Origin of the sequence: Bacillus cereus group sp. N8 (assembly GCF_016483685.1) — a bacterium.
Taxonomy (GTDB): domain Bacteria; phylum Bacillota; class Bacilli; order Bacillales; family Bacillaceae_G; genus Bacillus_A; species Bacillus_A proteolyticus.
Genome location: NZ_JAEHBK010000112.1, coordinates 1 through 1271, shown reverse-complemented (window position 1 = coordinate 1271; position 1271 = coordinate 1). Strand labels below are relative to the sequence as shown.

The window sequence follows — 1271 nt, the reverse complement described above, 5'->3', positions numbered from 1 at the left end:
GGAAGCTACTTAGGCAGAATGGATGGTTCTCTTCCGTATGACATTTACTCTCGCAAAGATGGTTGGATTGATATTGGTCAAAACACTTGGGTAGAAGAGAAACAATCTGATATTCGATAATAGCATAGCCGACCTTTGTGGGTCGGCCTTTTTTTAAGGAGTGTAACAAATGAATCAAATTAATATATTAACAAAATCGTTTATAGCTACATTAGGTGGCTTTTGTGGATATTTCTGGGGAGGTTGGGATGCGGTTTTGCAAATATTAGTAATAATGGTAGCGATTGATTATATCACAGGCATGATTGCAGCAGGATATAACGGAGAATTGAAAAGTAAAGTTGGTTTCAAAGGCATTGCCAAAAAGGTAGTGCTTTTTTTATTAGTTGGGGTGGCTGCGCAGTTGGACAACGTAATCGGTAGCAATAGCGCTATTCGTGAAGCAACCATCTTTTTCTTTATGGGTAATGAGCTTTTATCAATCTTAGAAAATGCAGGACGTATAGGAATCATGTTACCTTCTGCATTAACAAATGCTGTTGAAATTTTGGGCGGCAAACAAAAACAAGAAGAGAAAAAAGGAGATGTTCAATAATGGGACACATTGTAGATATTTCAAAATGGAATGGTGATATTGAGTGGTCAGTTGCGGCCCCGCAACTTGATTTAGTGATTGCACGTGTACAGGATGGCTCAAACTATGTAGATCCAATGTATAAATCATACGTGGCTTCTATGAAGTCCCATAGCGTACCATTTGGAAACTATGCTTTCTGTCGTTTCGTATCTGTAGAAGATGCTAAAAAAGAAGCACAGGAATTTTGGGCGCGTGGAGACAAAGACGCATTATTTTGGGTTGCAGATGTAGAACAGGAAACGATGGGTAACATGGTAGCAGGTTCACAAGCTTTCATTGATGAGTTATATCGTTTAGGTGCTAAAAAAGTAGGTTTCTACGTAGGTCATCATATGTATGAACAATTCGGTATGTCTAAAGTGAAAGCAGACTTTACGTGGATTCCTCGTTATGGTGGAAATAAACCAGCATATCCATGCGATATCTGGCAATACACTGAAACGGGACAGGTACCTGGAATTGGTAAGTGTGACTTAAATCTATTAGTAGGAGATAAACCACTTTCTTGGTTTATTGGACAAAAACCGAATGTTTCGCAACCAGAGGGTATTGGGTTCGCCAAATCAAAGTATCCAGAAGGGTTTGGTGTTAACTATCATGATAAACCACACGGTTCTTTTCAAGGACGTTTTAC

General features: G+C 39.0%; 2 protein-coding genes. Both read left to right on the top strand.

Annotation, left to right across the window (positions count from 1 at the left end):
- Positions 1–169: 169 nt before the first annotated feature.
- Positions 170–595, top strand: a complete 426-nt coding sequence (locus tag JDS80_RS30625) for a phage holin family protein (protein ID WP_071770943.1) — start codon at positions 170–172, stop codon at positions 593–595.
- Positions 595–1271 (top strand): glycoside hydrolase family 25 protein (locus JDS80_RS30620; RefSeq protein ID WP_199640811.1); only part of this gene is annotated, 677 nt, incomplete at its 3' end. The genes JDS80_RS30625 and JDS80_RS30620, both read left to right, overlap by 1 nt.